Source organism: Streptomyces sp. CT34 (genome assembly GCF_000805335.1).
In the GTDB taxonomy this organism is placed as follows: domain Bacteria; phylum Actinomycetota; class Actinomycetes; order Streptomycetales; family Streptomycetaceae; genus Streptomyces.
The window spans coordinates 2,862-20,631 of sequence record NZ_KN708638.1 but is presented as its reverse complement, the minus strand read 5'-3'; the positions used below and the strand labels follow the sequence as shown (position 1 = coordinate 20,631).

The 17,770-nt window shown below is 69.7% G+C and carries 16 protein-coding genes and 2 pseudogenes; 10 read left to right on the top strand and 8 right to left on the bottom strand.

Going from position 1 to position 17,770, the window contains the following annotated elements; genetic code table 11:
- Positions 1–19: 19 nt before the first annotated feature.
- Both RZ84_RS00175 and RZ84_RS40185 read left to right on the top strand, forming a co-directional pair.
- Positions 20–1,246 (top strand): MFS transporter, encoded by a 1,227-nt coding sequence (locus tag RZ84_RS00175; RefSeq protein WP_052229628.1) that lies wholly within the window; start codon positions 20–22, stop codon positions 1,244–1,246.
- A 156-nt stretch (positions 1,247–1,402) separates the two neighbouring features.
- Positions 1,403–1,581 (top strand): annotated as a pseudogene (locus RZ84_RS40185) (SAM-dependent methyltransferase); the annotation flags it as partial.
- A gap of 337 nt (positions 1,582–1,918) precedes the next feature.
- Here RZ84_RS40185 and RZ84_RS40180 read toward each other — a convergent pair.
- From RZ84_RS40180 to RZ84_RS00135, 8 genes and pseudogenes are all read right to left on the bottom strand, one after another.
- Positions 1,919–2,178: pseudogene (locus RZ84_RS40180) on the bottom strand (peptidoglycan bridge formation protein FemAB); the annotation flags it as partial.
- Positions 2,179–2,294: 116 nt separating this feature from the next.
- A complete protein-coding gene (locus RZ84_RS00165) occupies positions 2,295–3,161 on the bottom strand; it encodes a nitrogen regulation protein NR(II) (RefSeq protein ID WP_043262616.1) in 867 nt (288 codons plus the stop codon).
- On the bottom strand, positions 3,151–3,855 hold the full coding sequence (locus RZ84_RS38585) for a thioesterase II family protein (RefSeq protein ID WP_157878699.1): 705 nt from the start codon (positions 3,853–3,855) through the stop codon (positions 3,151–3,153). Before RZ84_RS38585 ends, RZ84_RS00165 begins: the two co-directional genes overlap by 11 nt.
- Before the next feature lie 38 nt (positions 3,856–3,893).
- Positions 3,894–4,127, bottom strand: coding sequence for a hypothetical protein (locus RZ84_RS38580; protein ID WP_043268643.1), 234 nt, complete (start codon positions 4,125–4,127; stop codon positions 3,894–3,896).
- Positions 4,128–4,136: 9 nt separating this feature from the next.
- Positions 4,137–4,703, bottom strand: a complete 567-nt coding sequence (locus RZ84_RS38575; RefSeq protein ID WP_043262615.1) for a hypothetical protein — start codon at positions 4,701–4,703, stop codon at positions 4,137–4,139.
- A gap of 80 nt (positions 4,704–4,783) precedes the next feature.
- Entirely contained in the window at positions 4,784–5,977 is a 1,194-nt protein-coding gene (locus RZ84_RS00145; RefSeq protein WP_052229625.1) for an acyl-CoA dehydrogenase family protein, read from the bottom strand.
- Positions 5,974–7,542, bottom strand: a complete 1,569-nt coding sequence (locus RZ84_RS00140) for an AMP-binding protein (RefSeq protein WP_241777461.1) — start codon at positions 7,540–7,542, stop codon at positions 5,974–5,976. The genes RZ84_RS00145 and RZ84_RS00140 overlap by 4 nt, the downstream gene beginning before the upstream one ends.
- A gap of 315 nt (positions 7,543–7,857) precedes the next feature.
- Positions 7,858–9,084, bottom strand: coding sequence for an MFS transporter (locus RZ84_RS00135; protein WP_078894492.1), 1,227 nt, complete (start codon positions 9,082–9,084; stop codon positions 7,858–7,860).
- Positions 9,085–9,138: 54 nt separating this feature from the next.
- On the opposite strand from RZ84_RS00135, the gene RZ84_RS00130 reads away from it, so the two are divergent.
- From RZ84_RS00130 to RZ84_RS00095, 8 genes are all read left to right on the top strand, one after another.
- Positions 9,139–9,930: a helix-turn-helix transcriptional regulator gene (locus tag RZ84_RS00130; protein ID WP_052229623.1), complete on the top strand. Its 792-nt coding sequence runs from the start codon at positions 9,139–9,141 to the stop codon at positions 9,928–9,930.
- A 613-nt stretch (positions 9,931–10,543) separates the two neighbouring features.
- A complete protein-coding gene (locus tag RZ84_RS00125; RefSeq protein WP_241777460.1) occupies positions 10,544–12,100 on the top strand; it encodes a Mu transposase C-terminal domain-containing protein in 1,557 nt (518 codons plus the stop codon).
- Positions 12,097–12,921 carry an AAA family ATPase gene (locus RZ84_RS00120; protein ID WP_043262613.1) on the top strand — a complete coding sequence of 275 codons (825 nt, stop codon included), beginning with the start codon at positions 12,097–12,099 and terminating at the stop codon, positions 12,919–12,921. The genes RZ84_RS00125 and RZ84_RS00120 overlap by 4 nt, the downstream gene beginning before the upstream one ends.
- The gene (locus RZ84_RS00115) at positions 12,915–13,760 is read left to right on the top strand and encodes an AAA family ATPase (protein ID WP_043262612.1); all 846 of its coding nucleotides are present in this window, start codon (positions 12,915–12,917) and stop codon (positions 13,758–13,760) included. The genes RZ84_RS00120 and RZ84_RS00115 overlap by 7 nt, the downstream gene beginning before the upstream one ends.
- A gap of 74 nt (positions 13,761–13,834) precedes the next feature.
- A complete protein-coding gene (locus RZ84_RS00110; RefSeq protein WP_107068046.1) occupies positions 13,835–15,229 on the top strand; it encodes a hypothetical protein in 1,395 nt (464 codons plus the stop codon).
- Positions 15,226–16,029 carry a hypothetical protein gene (locus RZ84_RS00105; RefSeq protein WP_043268631.1) on the top strand — a complete coding sequence of 268 codons (804 nt, stop codon included), beginning with the start codon at positions 15,226–15,228 and terminating at the stop codon, positions 16,027–16,029. The genes RZ84_RS00110 and RZ84_RS00105 overlap by 4 nt, the downstream gene beginning before the upstream one ends.
- Entirely contained in the window at positions 16,026–17,174 is a 1,149-nt protein-coding gene (locus tag RZ84_RS00100) for a hypothetical protein (protein ID WP_052229621.1), read from the top strand. The genes RZ84_RS00105 and RZ84_RS00100 overlap by 4 nt, the downstream gene beginning before the upstream one ends.
- A 28-nt stretch (positions 17,175–17,202) precedes the next feature.
- A complete protein-coding gene (locus RZ84_RS00095) occupies positions 17,203–17,682 on the top strand; it encodes a hypothetical protein (RefSeq protein WP_043262611.1) in 480 nt (159 codons plus the stop codon).
- Positions 17,683–17,770 lie beyond the last annotated feature (88 nt).

The following is a 17,770-nucleotide window of genomic DNA, read 5'->3' as shown; positions in this document are numbered from 1 at the left end:
GAGCGAAAGGAAGACCCCGGTGCTGAACCGTATCCTTCTCCCCCCGGGCCCCGGACGGCTCATCGCCGTCATCACCGCGGTGATGACGCTGGGGCAGGGCCTGTGGATGGCCCTGAACGCGATCTACGCCACCACCGTACTGCACCTGACGCCGGGTCAATTCGGCGTCTGCGTCAGCGTGTCCGCTGTGATCGTCCTGGTGTGCAGCACACCCCTCGGCCATCTCGCGGACCGCGCGGGACCGAAGACCGTGCAGATCTGGTCGTTTCTGGCGATGGCACTGCTGACCCTGGCGCTGCTGTTCGTCAGCGGCTTCTGGCCGTACCTGCTGGTCGCCTCGGCCCAGGCCGTCGCCTACCGGGCCGGCCGAAGCGCCCGCAAAGCCATGATCGCGGGCCTGATCCCGGCCGGGGACCGGATGCACGTCCTCGCGTACGTGCGCGCCGCGACCAATCTGAGCGTCTCGATCGGCGCCTGCCTGGCCGGGCTCGTCCTCGCACTCGGCGCGCAGCCGGCCTATCGGGCGGCGATGCTGTTCACGGCCGTCGCATTCCTCCTCACCAGCCTGCTCACCCTCCGGGAGCCCGCGGTACCGCCGGTGCCGGCCAAGGCCGGACCCGCCCTCGCGGTGCTCCGCGACTGGCCCTTCCTCACGTTCGCCGCGCTGGACGGGCTGCTGTCCACGCACGCCCTCCTCCTGGACGTGGTGCTGCCGCTCTGGGTGGTGCAGCACACCAGCGCCCCGCGGTGGATGAGCGCGGCACTCCTCGTCGTCAACACGGTCCTCGTGGTCGCCGTGCAGACCAGGGCGGCACGGGGCACCGACACCCCCGAGCGGGCGGCGAAGGCGAGCTTCCAGGGGGCCGGGTGCGTGGCGGCCGCCTGCCTGGTGTTCGCGCTGACCAGCGGAGCCGCCCTGATACCGGCATGCGCGCTGCTCGCGCTCGGCGCACTCGCCCACGCCCTCGGCGAGGTGCGGCAGTCGGCGGGGAGCTGGAGCCTCGCCTTCGATCTGGCCCCGGACCATGCACAAGGCCAATACCAGGGCACTCACGCGATGGGCACCGACCTCGGCAGGATGTTCGCGCCCGCGCTCTTCACCTGGCTGGTGCTCGGTCACGGAGCCCCCGGCTGGGTCGCCCTGGCGGCCGGATTCGCGCTCCTCGGACTCGCCATGCCCGCCCTGGTCGCCCGGAACCCGCACCTGCGCGCAGCCACCCCCGAGGAGGTCTCGGTCACGGCATGACACCCCGCCCGGCACAGCCACCGCCCGCGCCGGCCCCGACCCGCCCGCCCCGGCTTCGTCGACGGTCCGCCGCGGCCGGCCCCGGGCAGGCGGGCGAGAGCCTGCCCGCCCTGTGACGGCACTCCGCGCCCCACCTACGTCAAGGAGATGCCGAACCACCGGCCCGTGCCGATACACATGGTGGACCTCACCGCGGCGACCACCCCGTACGGCGAGCTGCGCGCCAACTCCTCCCTGTCCAACTCCTCCCTGTTCACCGGCATCGAGGACACGTTCCTGACGGCGTACAGCAACGGCAGCTTCCCGCACCTGCTCTCATCGCCGCCGACCGCGTCCGACGCTCCGCCCGCGGCCGAGGCCCAACGCACACCGCCGGCCGTGCGCGCCACGAAATCCGGGCGCCAGCGGCGCTCACGGCCTCCCGCCCGCCACCCCAGATGGCCCCTGGCGGCGGGCGCGACAACTGCGAAACGCGCTCCACATACGGCGCGCCCGCCGAGTTCGGTTCGTGGTGGAGATCGACGCGTAGCTGTGCGGTCTCGGTGAGGGTGGGCGCCGCCTGACCGTCGCGGAACGGCGAACCGCGCCCGCCTCCACCCGACACCCTCCACCCGACACGGCCCGGCCTGACCGTGCGTCCTTGGTGGGGACTGCAAGACGTTGCGGCGGGCGGCGGAGCAGTCCCGACAGGTGGTTGTCCTCCGCCAGGGTGTCGGTGATACCGCGGAAGTCGTAGACGTCACCCTGGGTTCGTAGGCGTTGGGCATCATCTGCCACTGGGGGGCATTGTTCGGCTGGGCGTCGCGCTTGTGGCTGGTCGAGGCGCCGTAGGAGGACGTGTTCGCCGGCGGGCAGCGTCGTGGCAGCGGTGAGCCCTCGCCTTCGCGATGGGCGGGGTAGCGGCGCATCCAGTTGTGGCCCTTGGCGCCCACGCGGGAAGAAGGTGGAGCTGCGTGATCCGGCAAACCTGTCTGTTCACGGCGCAACGGTCAACACCGTTGAGACGCGGGCGGGGCACGGCGTTCGCTGTGCCCCGCCCGCTCCGCCCTCAGGCCGGCCAGCCGAAGGTGCTGATCGTGTCCCGTGCACGCCCCGGCTCGGGGTCGTTGAAGACGAAGCACCGGGTGTTGCTGACGCTCCCGCCCTGGGCCTGCGCCGTCGAGAAGATCAGAACCGGCTTCGGGGTCCCTTGCCTGGTGACGAAGTTCGCGCGGAAATTGATGATCGGCGAGTCCTGGTCCCAGCGTGAGAGGAAGTCGTCGAGCAGGCCCTGGTCCTCGTAGATCTTGCGGATGTGCCCGCCGACGTATTCGGACGGCGAGGAACTGTATTCGACCAGTGCGACGTCCGCGGGGTTGGCGTACATGACGTTGCCGTTGACCCCGATCAAGTGGATTGCCACCGGGGCCACTTGGTAGAACTCGCGCATCGCCTCTTCGTGGCCCTTGCCGGGGGCCAGGGCCGGGTGTGCGCACGCGTCGACCGCGCGGATCCAGGACGCGGCGTCGGATGTGGTCGCGTCCTGTGTGCCGGTGTCCGGTATCGGAAGCCGCTCGCCGAGTTCCGGGCGGCTCACCCAGTGGATGCGTGTGGTGCCACCGCTGCCCGCCGCTACGGCATTCAGGCGGGCGGCGCGCCCCTGGCCCTCGGTACCGTGATAGACGACCCGGACGTTGTCGATCCTCTTCTCCTGCTCCAGGCGCCGTAGCAAACGGGCCAGGCCGTCGTCGCCCGCACCGTCGATGGAGATCCGCCCGGCGAGGTGGGCGGCCTCGCCTCCCATGAGCACGGACTGCGCCTTGTTGTGCAGCACGACGGCGCCGGATCCGTCGGTCACCGCGATCCCCACCGAACTGTTCCCGATGACGTCGATCAGCTGCTCGACGGAAGGGATGTTGCCGTTGTCAGTCGTCACTTCCTGCTCCTTTGTGTCCCGAATTCTGGCTGCGCTCCACGATGTTGCCGATCACTGCCGCAATGGATTCCTGGCCGGACAGGTAGTAGTCATGTCCGCCGTCGAAGGTGAACGTCCCCAGGTAGGGGCCGCGGACGAAGCGTTTCCATGCGGCCATCTCGTCGGGCCGGGCGAATGAGTCGGCGCGGCCGCACAGCAGCGCGAGCGACGCGTCGACCGGCTGCCCGTCGGTCTGGTGCTTTCGCCGCATCTCGAGGTCCGCCGACAGCCAGCTCTCCTCGGCGTCACCGCTCTGCCGGCGAAGGACCGCGAAAGCCGTGGCCGCCGCGGACCGGGGCGGGCTTTTCGGCTCACGGGCGCCCGAGACGAGCACGCTGGCGACCTCGCACACGGGCCGGGCCGCGAACCGGTTGGTGAGTTCATACGCGAACAGGGCTCCCAGGCTGTGCCCGAAGACATGGAATCGTCGTCCCGGCAGCAGCGCGGCAAGGTCGTCCGCCCAGCGGTCCACGGCAGTGTGCACCGAAGCGGGAGCCTCGTCGTGCGCCAGGCGGCCGCGTCCGGGCATCTCGCAGTGCACCGCCGGCAGGGTGGCCGGCAAATGGGCTCCTATCGCCAGGTACGGCGACGCGACGCTGCCGGCCGGCGGCAGAAAGACCACGCAGTCGTCAGCTCTCTCCACCCCGCCCTGCACGACGACAGATCGTCCGGATGTCATGCCGAACCCCGCTGTCAGCTGAGAAAGTTCTTGTCGATGTCCTCGAGCGTCCGAAACGCATCGAGAGTGACCTCGTCGGATTGCAGCATTGCGCCGCGCAGTTCTTCGACGTAAAGGACGAGCTCCACGAACTGCAGGGAATTGATGACACGCGTCTCGATGATGTCGGTGTCCGGGGCCAGGTCGGTCAGGTCGGGGTTCCGTTCGAGGATCCAGGAGCGCACATCTGTCCAGCTCGCTGCTGCCACGGCCACTCCCTACTTCCCGGCCGTCAGGTACGTCGCGAACGCGTTGAACGCCGCCACCCTGTCGGCCACCTCGTTGACGAGTGCGAGATCGCCCGGACCGATGGGGCCCAGGCGGTGACCCGCAGCACGCACAAGGACCAGATGGCCCCCGGCAACGCCCCGGAAATTCAGCGCGAAGGCAGCTGCCGAGTCCGCCTTCCACTCGCGCAGCAGATCCAGATGCCCAGGGACGGTCCGCTTCGCACATCCCTCGTGCTCGCTGATCACGACCTGTTGTTCGTCGCTGCTCCGGGCCAGGGCGCGTACGCCGTCCAGCGCTGCCGACAATCCGTCCGGGGACTGGGCAATGGGCCGGGAATGCACTGCCGGTGCATCCAGGGATATCGCCGAGGCGAGAAAAGGGACACACCCTCCGGCCACCGCCGGGATGACGTCCGTAAGGCCGGTGGTGGTCCGGATCGTGGCGCTGATATAGGCGAGGAACCCCAGGGACTCCTCGGCGGCCTTGCGCCCTGCGATGTACCGCAGCGCGGTGGCCCAGTTCTCGTTCGAGCTTTCAGTGCTGTTTTGGGGCATATGGATCCTCGAAGTAAGCGGAGCATTCGCAGTCTTGAGAGCAATCGATCTCATGCCGAGCATGAGATCGGCGCAGGCGATCAGCCGAGCCGCACGTCCGCATCGAGCAGACACAAGCGGCCGTTCGCCAGGTGCAGGCGGTCGTTGCTGTAGTTCAGCGCGGCCGAGCGCAAATCACGCAGGGCCTTTTCCAGCCGGGTCGGCGAGTCCTGGAGATATCCGTGCCGCAAGCCGACGGCGTCGACAAGGTCGTTCACGGCCGCATAGCAGTCCTCGGCAGCGGCGATCTTGAGATTGTTCAGCAGCAACTGACTGCTCGTGGCGGACAGATCCACCTCCCGCGCCACCAGGTCCTGCGCGCGGCGCAGCAACACGTGGACACCATCGAGCCGTTGCCGGGCCCGGGACAGCCGCGTCAACAGGAGTTCCGATCCCAGATCGAACCGCTTGCGGCCCTCCGGGGCGCGCAGCAGCTGCAGGACCCGGGACAGAGCCCCGCACGCGGTCCCCAACCAGGCCGCCGACCAGCCGATATGAGCCAGCGGGCCGAACACCGACTGGGCGATCTGATGGAAAGCGCCGTGTTCACCGATCACTTGGTGGGCGGGGATCGTCCCGGTGAGGGCCAGCGGCAGGCTGTGGCTGGCCCGCATACCCATCGGACACCACTGCCCGGTAGCCTCCACGCGCAGCTGCCTGCGGTGGGCATACACCAGCGAGACATGGTGGTCGGCGGTGGCGTACGGACTGCGCATGGTGATCAGGAAGCCGTCCGCCACGGTGCCGCCGGTCACGATCGGGGCCATCCGGTCGATATCCAGGCTTCCATCGGCCTCGCGCAGCGGCGCGCGCGACGTGAACAGGTGGCCGCCTTTGCCCGGCTCGGTGGTGACCGAGGCCAGGTACAGGTCTCCGGACGCCAGCAGGGACAGCAGCTCGTCCCGTAACGGCGGCTTCGCGTGGCGCACGATCGCCTCCACCTGCTGACAGTGCATCGCGAAGATCATGGCCACCGACATATCGGTACGCCCCAAGGCCATGGCGACGTCGACGAGATCGGCGATCGTACCCCCCAGGCCCCCGTCCGCGGCGGGCACGAGGAGGGCGAGCAGACGGGTCCGGCGCATCTGCGCCAGCGCTTCCTCGGGAAAGGCCGCCTCCCGCTCGCTTTGGGCGAGATGCTCTTCCGCGGCGTCGGTCACGGCGGCGACCCGCGCCGCCAGGTCGGTGAACTGCCCGTTAGCGCACGGGTGGTTCGCCACTTCCGTGGTCATCGCGCCTCTTTCCCAGGGGTGGTGACGGCCGCCCGCAGCGACCGGAGATCGACCTTTCCGTTGTGGGTGAGGGGCAGCATGTCCCATTCCCGCCAGCGCCGCGGCACCATGGACAACGGCAGGGCAGAACTCAGGGTGTCCTGGAGTTCCTCCAACGGCACCGGACCGCGCAGACTGTAGTGGGCGACCAGTTCGCCCAGCTCACCCTCGCCGGACACGATGACGGCGCACGTCTCGACGCCGGGATGCCGGCTCAGGACCGCTTCGATCTCGTCCAGTTCCATGCGGACACCAGCGACCTTCACCTGCCGGTCACCGCGGCCGAGGTAGTACACGAGCCCCTCGTCGAAACGTGCGAGGTCACCGGTGCGGTAGAGCCTGCCGGTCGGCGAGTCGCGGTCGAAGGGATCGCGGAAGAAGGCACGGTCGGTGGTACCGGGGTCGTCCAGATAGCCAAGCCCCACACCGGCCCCGCCTACGAACAGTTCACCGCTCTCTGCCGGTTCGGCCGCCCGCCATGTGCCCTCCGCCTCGCGTACCAGCAGATACAGGGTGGTACCGATCACGGGTGAGCCGACAGGGAGCCGGGTGCGTGTCACGTCCGCGGGTGCCACCAGGTGATGGGTGACATCGTCACTGCATTCGGTGAATCCGTAGGCGTTGATCAGGGAAACGTGCGGGAGCGTTTCATGAACACTTGCCGCAACCGCGGGATAGAGCTCCTCGCCCGTGGACAGCAAACAGCGCAGCTTCTTCAGTGCTCCGCCGCCGAGGCGCTGCATTTCGCCGACGAGCCAGCCGACGACGGTGGGGACGAGTTCGACGACGGTCACGCCCGCAGCGTCGAGCGCGCTGATGAGCCGTCGCGGAAAACGCATGGCGGCCTCGTCCACGACCACGACATGGCCACCGACCAGGAGAGGGCAGAGCAACTGCCAGACCGAGATACCGAACCCCAACGGCGCCGTGAAAGCCACGACGTCGTCGGGGCCCAGGGACAGATCGGCGGCCTTGGCCCACAGATGGTTGAGCATGCCCTGGTGCTCGATCGCGGCCCCCTTGGGGCGGCCGGTGGACCCCGAAGTAAAGATCGCATAGCGGGTCTCGTTCGAGCGGCCGGCCCCGTTCAAGGGCGGGAGCTGACCATTGCGGGACAGAAGTTCACCGGCTCCGCTCCGCTCCGGCAGCCGCAGCACGACGATCCCCCCGGCCGCGGCGGCCGAACACGCGGCACGGGCGGCATCACCGACGCCGGAATAGTCCAACAAAAAAGCGGCACGGCCGCGGACGAGCACATCCCGGACCCTGCCCTCCGGCCAGCCCAGATCGACGGGCAGATAGACGGCGCCGATGCTCTCCAGTGCCAGGAAGACGACCGGCGTGCCCACACTGCGATGACCGGCCGCGGCGACCACATCACCGGCCCGCACGCCTCGGGCGAGCAGGGCACTGCGGGCCGCGGCAACCTCATCCAGCAAGTCCCGGTAGCTCAGCGTCCGTTCGCCGTCGGTCACAGCGGCACGGTTCGGACCGCTCTCCGCATGCCGGACGACCTGCTCCAGCACAGCGGTTCCCGTGTCCGCTCCTCGACGGTTGCGCAGGGCCAAGGCATTCGCCCGGGACACCGCCCCCGGAGCCAGGGGAAGTTCGGCGCCGACACATAAAGATCCACCGACATAGTGCGACACGGCCATCGGCCCGCCCCCGTCTGTCGAACTCGTCATGCTGCACCCGGCGAGAACAGTTGATCATTGTTCGTTCTCGGAGCCTCTCAAGACCAACCGCGCCACGGGTAGGGCATATCCGGCCAGGCGACGTTGCACAGCGGCCATGCTCGAACCGTCACCCGCGGTGACACCACCGGAGGCGCCATCGTGCCCTCAGCCGTGATGCGGCCGGGTGGGAGAAAGCCCGGACGCGGTCTCGCCACCGCCGTCCGCCATCTGCTCCGCCGGCGCCACCACGGCCTTCGACACAGCCGGTTCGGGCAGCATCCGGAACAGAAGCCAACTCACGGCCGGCATCGCGATCAGCGGGGCCAGGGCCGCCTGCAGGGAGGTGGCATCGGCAATGCTGCCGATGAGGGGACTCACCACACCACCGACACTGACGGCCAGGCCGAGAGTGATCCCGCTGGCGGTCCCGACACGCGTGGGAAGATAGTCCTGCCCGAGGGTGACCTGCAGCGAGAACGGTATGTAGAGGCCGACCGAGGTCAGCGCCACGAACACGTAGATCGCCGGGCCGGGCACGAAGACGATCCCCGCAACGGCGACGACGGCCATCAGGTACGACCTGCGCACAGCGGTGACCCGATCCCAGCGGTTGGCCAGGCTACCGCCCAGCACGGTGCCCACCGCGCCACCGATGTAGAGCACGAACAGCGCCGCCGTACCCGCCGCCGTACCACCGCCCGTACGCTGCCGGGCATAGAACGAGATGAACGTGCTCAGCCCGATGAAGACGATCGACCGGCAGAACACGGCCCCCGACAGCTTGACGAACGAGGCCACGTCGTCGGCCCCCGTCCGAACCGCGGCACCAGAACCGCTGCGTGACCTCCCGTCCAACGCACGCAGAGCAGGCAGGCACAGCACGCTACCGGCCAGAGCCGGGATCACGAGAAAAGGCGAAAACCTCAGACCCCCGGTGGCGATGACGGCAGCCACCACCAGCGGCGCAGCGGCGAAGCCGATGTTGCCGCCCAAAGAGAACCAGCCCATCGCGGTATGACTCCCCTTGCTGGCGATCCGCGCGACACGGGCGGACTCGGGGTGATACGCCGCGACCCCAATCCCCGACACGGCCACGAACGCCAGCGTCAGCGCGTAGTTACCGCTCAAGCCGCTCAGCGCGATGCCCAGACCCCCCAGGGTCGTGCTGACCGGCAGCAGCCAGGGCAGCGCCCACCGGTCGGTGAACGCGCCGAACAACGGCTGCGCCACCGACGACAGCAGCGACGCGGCGAGCACGATGCCCGACGCCGCAGCGTAGGTGTAATGCCGCTCGGCAACGAAGAACGGGACGAGCGCGGTCACAGCGCCCTGATAGACGTCCACACAGGCATGCCCGACGGACAGCAGAAGGATCCTCTTGTTTCTCGGCACGTCACCATGTTCACCGCTCGCCACCATGTCGTACTTCCGATAATCTGCCAATCAATGAAGCAAATCCGCCATACGCCGGTCGCACCGACCCACACACGGTGGCTGGCATCCGGAGCGGCCATCGACGCCCACCGCCACGACGACCACCAAATCGTCTACGCCGGCCGCGGAATGCTGGCCATCACCACCGACGCGGGTTCCTGGGTCGCTCCGGCCAACCGCGCCATCTGGGTGCCCGCCGGCACCACGCACGCCCACCGCGCCCACGGCGGACTGGAACTGCACCTGGTCGGCCTGCCCGCCACCGACAACCCCCTCGGCCTGAACGACCCGACGGTCCTGACCGTCGCCCCCCTGCTGCGCGAATTGATCCTCGCCTACACCCGCACCCCGCACGACGACAGCCCCGAACGCGGGCGGCTACGGGCCGTCCTGCTCGACCAGTTACGAGCCTCACACCGGCATCCCATGCACCTGCCCGCACCCACCACCCCCCGACTCAAGGCACTGTGCGAGATCCTGCAAGCCGATCCGGCCGACAACAGCACTCTGGCCTCGCTGGGCAAACAGGTCGGTGTGAGCGCCCGCACCCTGTCCCGACTCTTCCGGGCGGACCTCGGCATGACCTTCCCACAGTGGCGCACCCAGCTGCGCCTCTGCCATGCCTTGGCCCTACTGGCCGAGGACACCCCGGTGACCACCGTGGCCCACATGTGCGGCTGGTCGTCGACGAGCGCCTTCATCGACGTCTTCCGCAGAGCCTTCGGACACACCCCCGGCACGCACCCGACCGCATCCGCCACATCGGGAGCGCCATGGCCCGATGACCGGGAGACGTCTCGGTGACTTGGCGTAAGTCCCCGGGGTGCACCTGGCGTTGGGTCCGCGGTAGAGACGGCTGCGATGGCAATCCATCGTCCCCTGGGAATGGTAAGGCGATATCCCATAGCGAATACCGCAGGCGAGAATCCGACCAGGTAGAGAAGTATTTCTAAAGGCCCGTGCTCCACCCCGGGCGAGTGTGAGGTTCGGGGAAGATGTCACCGGGGTGTTCGGGTCTCCTCGCCATTGATGCGGGGCTGCTTTTGTGCTGGTCAGTAGGCTTTTCAGTTGTTTGATCTTGGTGGTGGGTTTCCGGATTCGGGGTGGCGTGGTCCCGGATCGCTCGGTGCTGCGTTCCTCGAACCTCCTTCGCGGCGTGCTCTATAGCGCATGAGGGTGCGGGGTGGAGGCGGGACGGAGATCTATCACCCGTCCAAGTGGTTGAGGGGACTTGTGTCGGGGTGTCGGCTCTAGCGTCTCTTCCGTCGCCCTTGTCGCGGGCGCCATCGTGAACTGCCCTGTATGGGGCGGTAGTTGATGTCCCGGAGGCTGGCGCTGTGATTACTGCTCGGATACCGGTCTGCTCTGTGCGCGCCTGTCGGCTCCGGTGACGGCAGGTGGCGACGTCCCTGGGGCCGTGGACATCGGCTTGGGGCGGCATCGGGATGAGCTCAGGCTTGCGGCGGTGGCTCAGTTGCTGCGGCTGCGCGCGTCGGACCAATTGACTACGGCGCATGTGCGGCTGGTCGCTGACGCGGTGGGTGTGCACAAGCGGACGGTGTGGAGCTGGCTGGCCCGTGCGGAGGAGACTGGCAGTGCGGAGAAGCCGGAGCGCCGCCGGTTCCGTGTCACCGAGGAGGTCATCGAGGTCCTCGCCGACTATCAGGGCAATGTGAAGCGCGCTCACGAGCGGCTGGTCGAGCTGGCGGTAGCGGCGGGGCATAAGCCTCCGGGGCTGACGACGCTGCATGATGCGATCGCCCGGGATCTCGATCCGGGTTTCATGGCGGGCCTGCGCGAGGGGATCCCGGCGGCCCGCGGCTTCGACCCCGCTTTTCAGCGGCCGGCGGTGGCGCGGAATGAGGTGTGGGAGGGGGATCACAAGCAGGCCGAGACCGTGGTGATGATGCCGGACGGGAAGCCGTCGAGGGTGTGGGTGACGTGGTTCGAGGACCGCGGCACGGGCTATGTGATGGGTTGGGCGGTCACCGCCGGCTCGGCGCACCGGGGTTCGGTCCTGGCCGCGGTGCGCATGTCGGTGCTGCGCGAGGCCCCCTACGGCCCGCCGGGCGGTCTGCCGCATCTGGTCCGCGTCGACGGCGGCGCGGACTTCCTGTCCAAGACCGTCCGCCGGGCGTTCGGGCTCCTCGGCGTCCCGGTGCACCGCGTACGCAGTGCCCGCCACAAAGGCGGCATCGAACGTCTGAACCGCACCAGCATGACTCGCTTCTTCGCCGACCTGCCTCGCTATACGAAGGCACCCAGGCTCGATCACCGCCGCCGCATCGGCGAGTCGGATCTGCCGCTGACGTACGAGGCGTTCGTCGGCCTGCTGGGCGAGTGGGTCCATAAGCACAACACCGAGCACGTCATCAAGCGCACCGGGATGACACCGCTTCAGGCCTGGCAGGCCGACCCCACCGAGATCCGGCCCGAGCCGGCTGCGTCCGAGCTGCGCGCCTTCATGCTGGAGAGCGACCACAAGGTCCACAAGATCACCAGCCACGGGGTCGAGTTCAACCGCCGCTGCTACATGCCCGAGAACGGGGTGGGCCGCATCGGGTTGGAGGTGCGGGTGCGGTGGATGCCGCACCACACCCACGAGATCGACCTGTACACCTTCCGCGGCAACCGCTATCTGGGGCGTGCTTTCCTCGCAGGCGAGGCGAGCGAGGACCTGCGCGCCAAGGTGCTCCTCGAGCGCGACGAGCACAGCAGTCAGCTGCGAGCGGCTCTGAAGCGCTCCGGCGAGCGCCGGCGGGAACGGCATCTGCCATCCACTCAGCCCGAACTGCCCGTGCGGGTGCTGCGGATGACCGAGCAGGAGGCCCGTGCCGAGCTCGACGGCACGAAGCCGCCCGCGGCGCCGCGGCGCCGCACTCAGCCGTACCGGCCCCTGACCCCTGTCCCGGCTGCGTGGAAACGCCCCGGCCAGGACTCCACCGGCAACGCATCCAAGGATGACACTTCGTGACAACTTCCCCTAAACGCAAGCATCTTGGCGCCCGCCGCCAGCCGGCCGCTGCGGCCGAGAGCGGGATATCGCGGCGCCGCCCTGATCTGCGCCCGCATCATTTTCTCGGTCTCAAGGACTCCACGCTGGTGGCCACGGACACCCTGCTGCAGATCAAGGACACCGTCATCGACACCGTCGAGTCGCAGGCGATGTCCGTGATCTACGGCGATCCGGGGCTGGGGAAGAGTTTCTCGACCCGGGCCACGATCCAGGAGATGAACCCCGACCTGATCCTTCCGCTGGACTTTGCCCGTTCCCGCCCCGGGCCGAAGGACCTGCGCGAGGAGCTGTTCCACCAGATGCGGCTCAACTGCAAAATGCCCGGCACCCCGACCGCGTTCGACAAGCTGCTGCGCGAGAGCCTGCCGCGCCGCCCGTATGTGATTGTGTGTGACGAGGCGCAGCAGTACCGGCGGGAGAACTTCGAGTTCCTGCGCAAGCTGTGGGACAACTGCGACCCCCAGCCCGCGATCGTGTTCGTCGGTGGCCGTGAGGCCTACGAGACGCTGCAGAGCGACCCGGCGCTCGCTTCCAGGATCTACATCCGGTTGGAGATCCTCGCGATGACCGAGGACGAGATCCTCAAAGCCGTTCCCGACTCCCACCCCGTGTGGCGGGGCGTGGATGAGGCGCTGCTCAAGCGGATTGACACCCAGTACGCGCTCGGCTCGTTCCGCGAGTGGGTCAAGGTCACCAAGCACGTTCTCAAGGGCATGGAGTACTTCCAGGCCGACCAGGCCGATGACCGTGTCGTGGACTGGGCGTTGGGCCGATGCTGACCACCGAACCCATCGAGTCCACCGGCTACGCGTACCCCGTGTGGGGCGAGGCGGCCACGAGTGGACCGTTCGCCGTCCTGGACGACGACGCTGTCTCATCTGGTCTGCATTTCCTGAGTGTTGAGGGGATACGGACGCTGCTCACTCCGGCGATGCTCGCGGTGGGCGGCGCGCTCGCGGGCGCCGTGGCTAGGCGCCGGTTTCTGTGTGTGCTGGGCGATACGGGGATCGGCAAGACCTTCGCCGTCCATGCGGCCGGCCGCCGTCTCGGTGGCGGGGGACTGGTACCGCTTGAGCTGCGGGCGCAGCCGGCGCCGACGGATCTGCGCCTGGCCCTGCACCGGGCACTTCGGCTGCCTGGTGGGGCGCCAGCTGATCCGGGGGCGGCGGACACGCTGATCCGGCACGCTCTGGCCGACCGGCCGCGCATCGTCGTGGTCGAGGACGCCCACCGATTGTCGGCGTCCTGCATGGAGTACCTGCGCTTCCTGCACGACGGCGTCCCGGGCGGGCTGTGCGTGGTCCTCATCGCCGCCCGCCGCGGCGAACGGCGCCTGCGCGCCCAGCGGATGCTCGCCACCCGCACCGCCGCCTGGCTGCGTGTTCAACCGCTCACCCGTGACCAGATCCCACTTGCCCTGCCCGCGCTGCACCCGGTGTGGCAGGGCGTCGATCCCGGCGACCTGATGGCACTGGACGCCCGGCTGGCCGGCGGCGCGCTGCGCCGCTGGGCCCTGATCACCCATCACACCCGGCGGATCATGGCCCGCGCCCAGGCGGCCGCGCCCGATGCGCTGCTGCTTGAGGCGGTGGCCGACCGGATCGACGGCGGACGGTGAACATGACAGCGCCCTCGCCCGTTCTTACCCCCTCCGCCACCGCATCTTCACAGGAGCCCGAGGCGGCGGGGCCGGTGCGGCTGCTCCTAGACACCGACGACGACCGTACGGTGCACCGTGCCGCCTGCGCCTGGGCGGATGCGGCCCGCGGAAAGATCACCGCCGATCCCACCCCCAACACCACCAGCCCCGCCTACCTCGCGCTGGACGTGCTGCGCGCGATGGGCCGTGCCGGGTTCTCCCACCAGGGCGCGGAGCGGATGTCCACCGACCCGGCCTGGCGGGCGGTGACCTGCTGGAGCCTGGCCACCGGCATACGGGAGGTGATCGTGCTGCGTGCCCACCGTCTCACCGTCGAGCGGCTGCGCCGCCTGGCCGCCTGGCGCACCGAGACCAACATTCGTCTCACCCTGGTGGCCCATGCCCCCGAAGGCGCCGACGTCAGACGCCTGGTGGAACATCTGGCCGCCGCCCAGCTGACGGACATGGTGCACGTGGGGGGCACCGTGGAGGTCCTTGCCGCGATCGGCCCGGCCGCCACCGACCGCCTGACCGGCCCGCCTCCGTCCGATCACGCACAGCCCCTGCCCGCCGTACCGCGTGCCTCGGTCGCCGCCTTCCGCGCCCAGTGCTGGCGCCGCCAGAACGGGGCCGACTTCGCACGCACCGACGCCCAGTACCGCGCCGGCTACGCCGCCGCCCGTATCTGGTGGGCGCGCACCCTGCCGCTGAAGCCACCCACATCCACCAGCGCCGAAGAGACCGACCATCTGACCGAGTCCACCGAGCCCACCCCTTTCGGCCTGCGCGAGACGGAGGCGCTGCGGCTGTTCTTGTCCCGGCTGACCGTCTTGAGCCCCAGTCCCGCGCACACCGTGGCCCGCGTACGCGGCGCCCAGGCCGGCCTGCTGACCCGCGCGGTGCTGCTGAACGTGCCCGACGACCTCACCCGCCGCGCAGGGCCCGGCATCACCACCGTGCCCCTGACCCCGCGCACCGTGCACACGATCACCACACACCTGCCCAACCCGCTGCGCGCCGCCGCGATCGCGGCCCTGCTGTTCACCGGCACCGCCAGCCCGCTGCTGGCGATGACGCAGATCGCCAGCATCGACGAGGAGGCCACGCAGATCGCCATCGACCGCGACGCCCGGATCAACATCGGCGCGCCGCCCACCCCGCGGCACCTGTACACCATCCCTCCCCGCGCCCGCCCGCTGCTCGCTGCCGCGCTCGAATTCCGTCGCCGCACCCCGCGCACCGCCCCCGCGCACGGCCTGTTCGCGAACTGCTTCGGCACCACGCCCCGCCTCAACGCCCTGATTGCCGACGCAGGCCTGGCCGTTCCCGCCCTGAACCACCCGCATACCACCGACGACTGGCACACCGCCGCCCGCGGCTGGCACCTGCACACCCCCACCCTGCCCGCCCCGGATGTTCTGGCACACCTGAGCCCGGGGTGCCGATGAGGGATCAACTGCCGCCCGATCAGCGGGAGGTGACCGTCTTCGATCTGGCTCTCGCCCGTGAGCGCGCCCTGGAGTGCCAGCTCACCGACGAGGACATGGCCGCCCTGACCGGCATCCCCACCGCCGACTGGGACCGGCGCCTGACCCCGTACACCCTTTCGGCCGCGGCGCTGTTCGCCCTGGCCCGCGCCCTGGATACCGCCCCCGAGTCCTTGTTACGCATTCCCGGGCACACCCGGAGCCCGCGGCCTCGCCCGCACCGCGCAGGGACGGCGGGGGCGGCCCCGTATGCCACCGTGCTGCACGCGGCTCTGCTTCAAACCGGTCCTGTCCACCCCGACGATGCGGCCTCGGCACTTCAGTGGCCGGCGCACCGGCTTGAGCGGGCCGCCGCCGTCCTGGCTGCCCGGCTCGAACAGCAGGCGGGCCCGCACCGGCTCGTCCACACCGACACCACCCTCTACCTGGCCGTACAGCCCGGCCTGCTCACCCCCGAGCAGCAGCAGAACCTGTACGACGGAGGCCACAGCGCCGCCAGTCTCAGCCCGAGTGAGGCCGCCGCCCTCATGCGCCTGCTGCACTGCGCCGCACACCCCCCGCCCGCCGGACAGATCCCGCGCCTTCAAGGGCGCGGGCTGCTCGACCCCGCGGGTGAGCAACCGGCCCCGCACCCCGACGTGTTGTTCGCCCTCGGCCTGACCGAGCGCCCCCTGCCCGCCACCGGACCGGCCGCCGATGCCGACGGCCCCGCTAACGCGGCGACCGGCACGCCACCGCCCAAGAAGGGGGCCGGGCGATGACACCGCGCGAGACGGCTACGGAGAAGCGGGTCGCCACCCCCTGGCGCCCGACATGGTCACCGAACCGCACCCACCCCGATCTGCCGGCGCTCACCGTGGTCCACGACCACGGCGACGACTACGCCTTCATGACCATCGCCTTGGCCGCCCACACCCCCGCCCGCGGCCGGATCACCGTCCACCCCACTCCGGTGGCCGGCGCCCCCGCCTCGCTCGCCCACGACCTGCTGCGCTCCATGGGCAAACACCTCCCGCTCCACGGGAGCCCGGAGGCCGTCGGCTGGGCCGCACAGGCCGAGATCGCCTGGCGTGCGGCGGCCGCCTGGATATCCGCACTGCGGATCGGCCATCTCGTCGTCACGCGAACCCACCGCATCAGCTCCCGGAACTTCGAACCTCTCTTCGCACTGCGGGAGTTGACCGGGATACGGCTGACCCTGCTGTGCCACGGCCCGCTGCCGCCCGCCCTAGCCGCCGCCCTGCCGACGCTGGCACACGAGCAGGTGCACACCCTGGCCGCGGCCCGCCACGTCCTTGCCGCCACCGAGCCGCACGAGGAGCCCGCACCCGGCCGGTTCGCGTGGTGGGAAGCGGCCGCCCAGTTTTCGCCCCACCCCACCGAGCCATGCTTCCTGCTGCCGACGCGACGCAGGCTCTCCCGCGCCGACACCGAAACGGCATCGAGGTACCTGGGCGCCACCGTGCTCCCCCTGCCCGCATCCGGCCGCTTCACACCCGAGCCGGATGAGCACACCCTGCTCCTCGCACACCGGCTGCACGCGCGCATCGCCCACCCCGTCCACGCCGCGGCACTGGCCCTACACATCCTCACAGGCCGCCCGCAGACCCAGCTGCCCGGCCCCACCGCGCCACCGTCCAGCACCCGGCCAGAATCCGGCCGCCCGACACAGCCCCCGTCGTGGGCCGCGGACCTCATCGAGGCAGCAGACTGCTTCAAGAACCTGGACCGGCCCGCCCGCGGCGATCAGCCGCTGCACCTGAGCGGCTGGGATCAGACGGCCGTAACCGAAGCCGCCCGTGCCTGCGCGCTGCACGAGCCGCCTGCGCCCGCCCCGCGATCAGGACGCGCCCGCAGGCGGCCAGACAGCGTACGGCCCCGCCGTACCAGCCCGACCACCCGATGACCGACACCAGCCAGCAGAAAGAGACGTGATGGAAGCTGACCATGTACACACTGCGGCCACGGTCCGCCGCCGGCAACGCACGTTCGTCCCGCCGTCCAAGTCGTACTCATCCGGCCCCCAGGACCGCAACGGCGACGCCCTGCTGGACCAGCTGTTCTACGCGACGGTGGACGAATGCCCTGACCCCAACTGCCGCCCGCTGCTCCTCGACCGCGTCGCGGCCGATACAGGGGCGACGCGCACGCTGGTGGACTGGGCATGCTGGATCGCCTCCGAAGTGTATGGCGGGCTTCCCGCAGAGCTCGTGGATGAAGACGCGGCAGCGGACACCATCTTTTGCCCCTCGCCGCTCTTCTGCCGTCTCGCCGCGGAGCACCACAATCCCGCGCCGGCCTTCGACACCGTGTACGCCACGTACGACACGGCCCAGCGCCGTCAGGTGGCAGACAACGCTGTCGCCCTGGTCGACGGGCTCCAGGTGTGGTGGACGGACTTCCTGTACCAGTAACCCACCCCGACCGGCAGGCCGGGATCCGGGAGGATGGACGTGCCGTTGTCACCGCGAGTCCGAGGTTGCCCGTGATCTCTTCCACCCC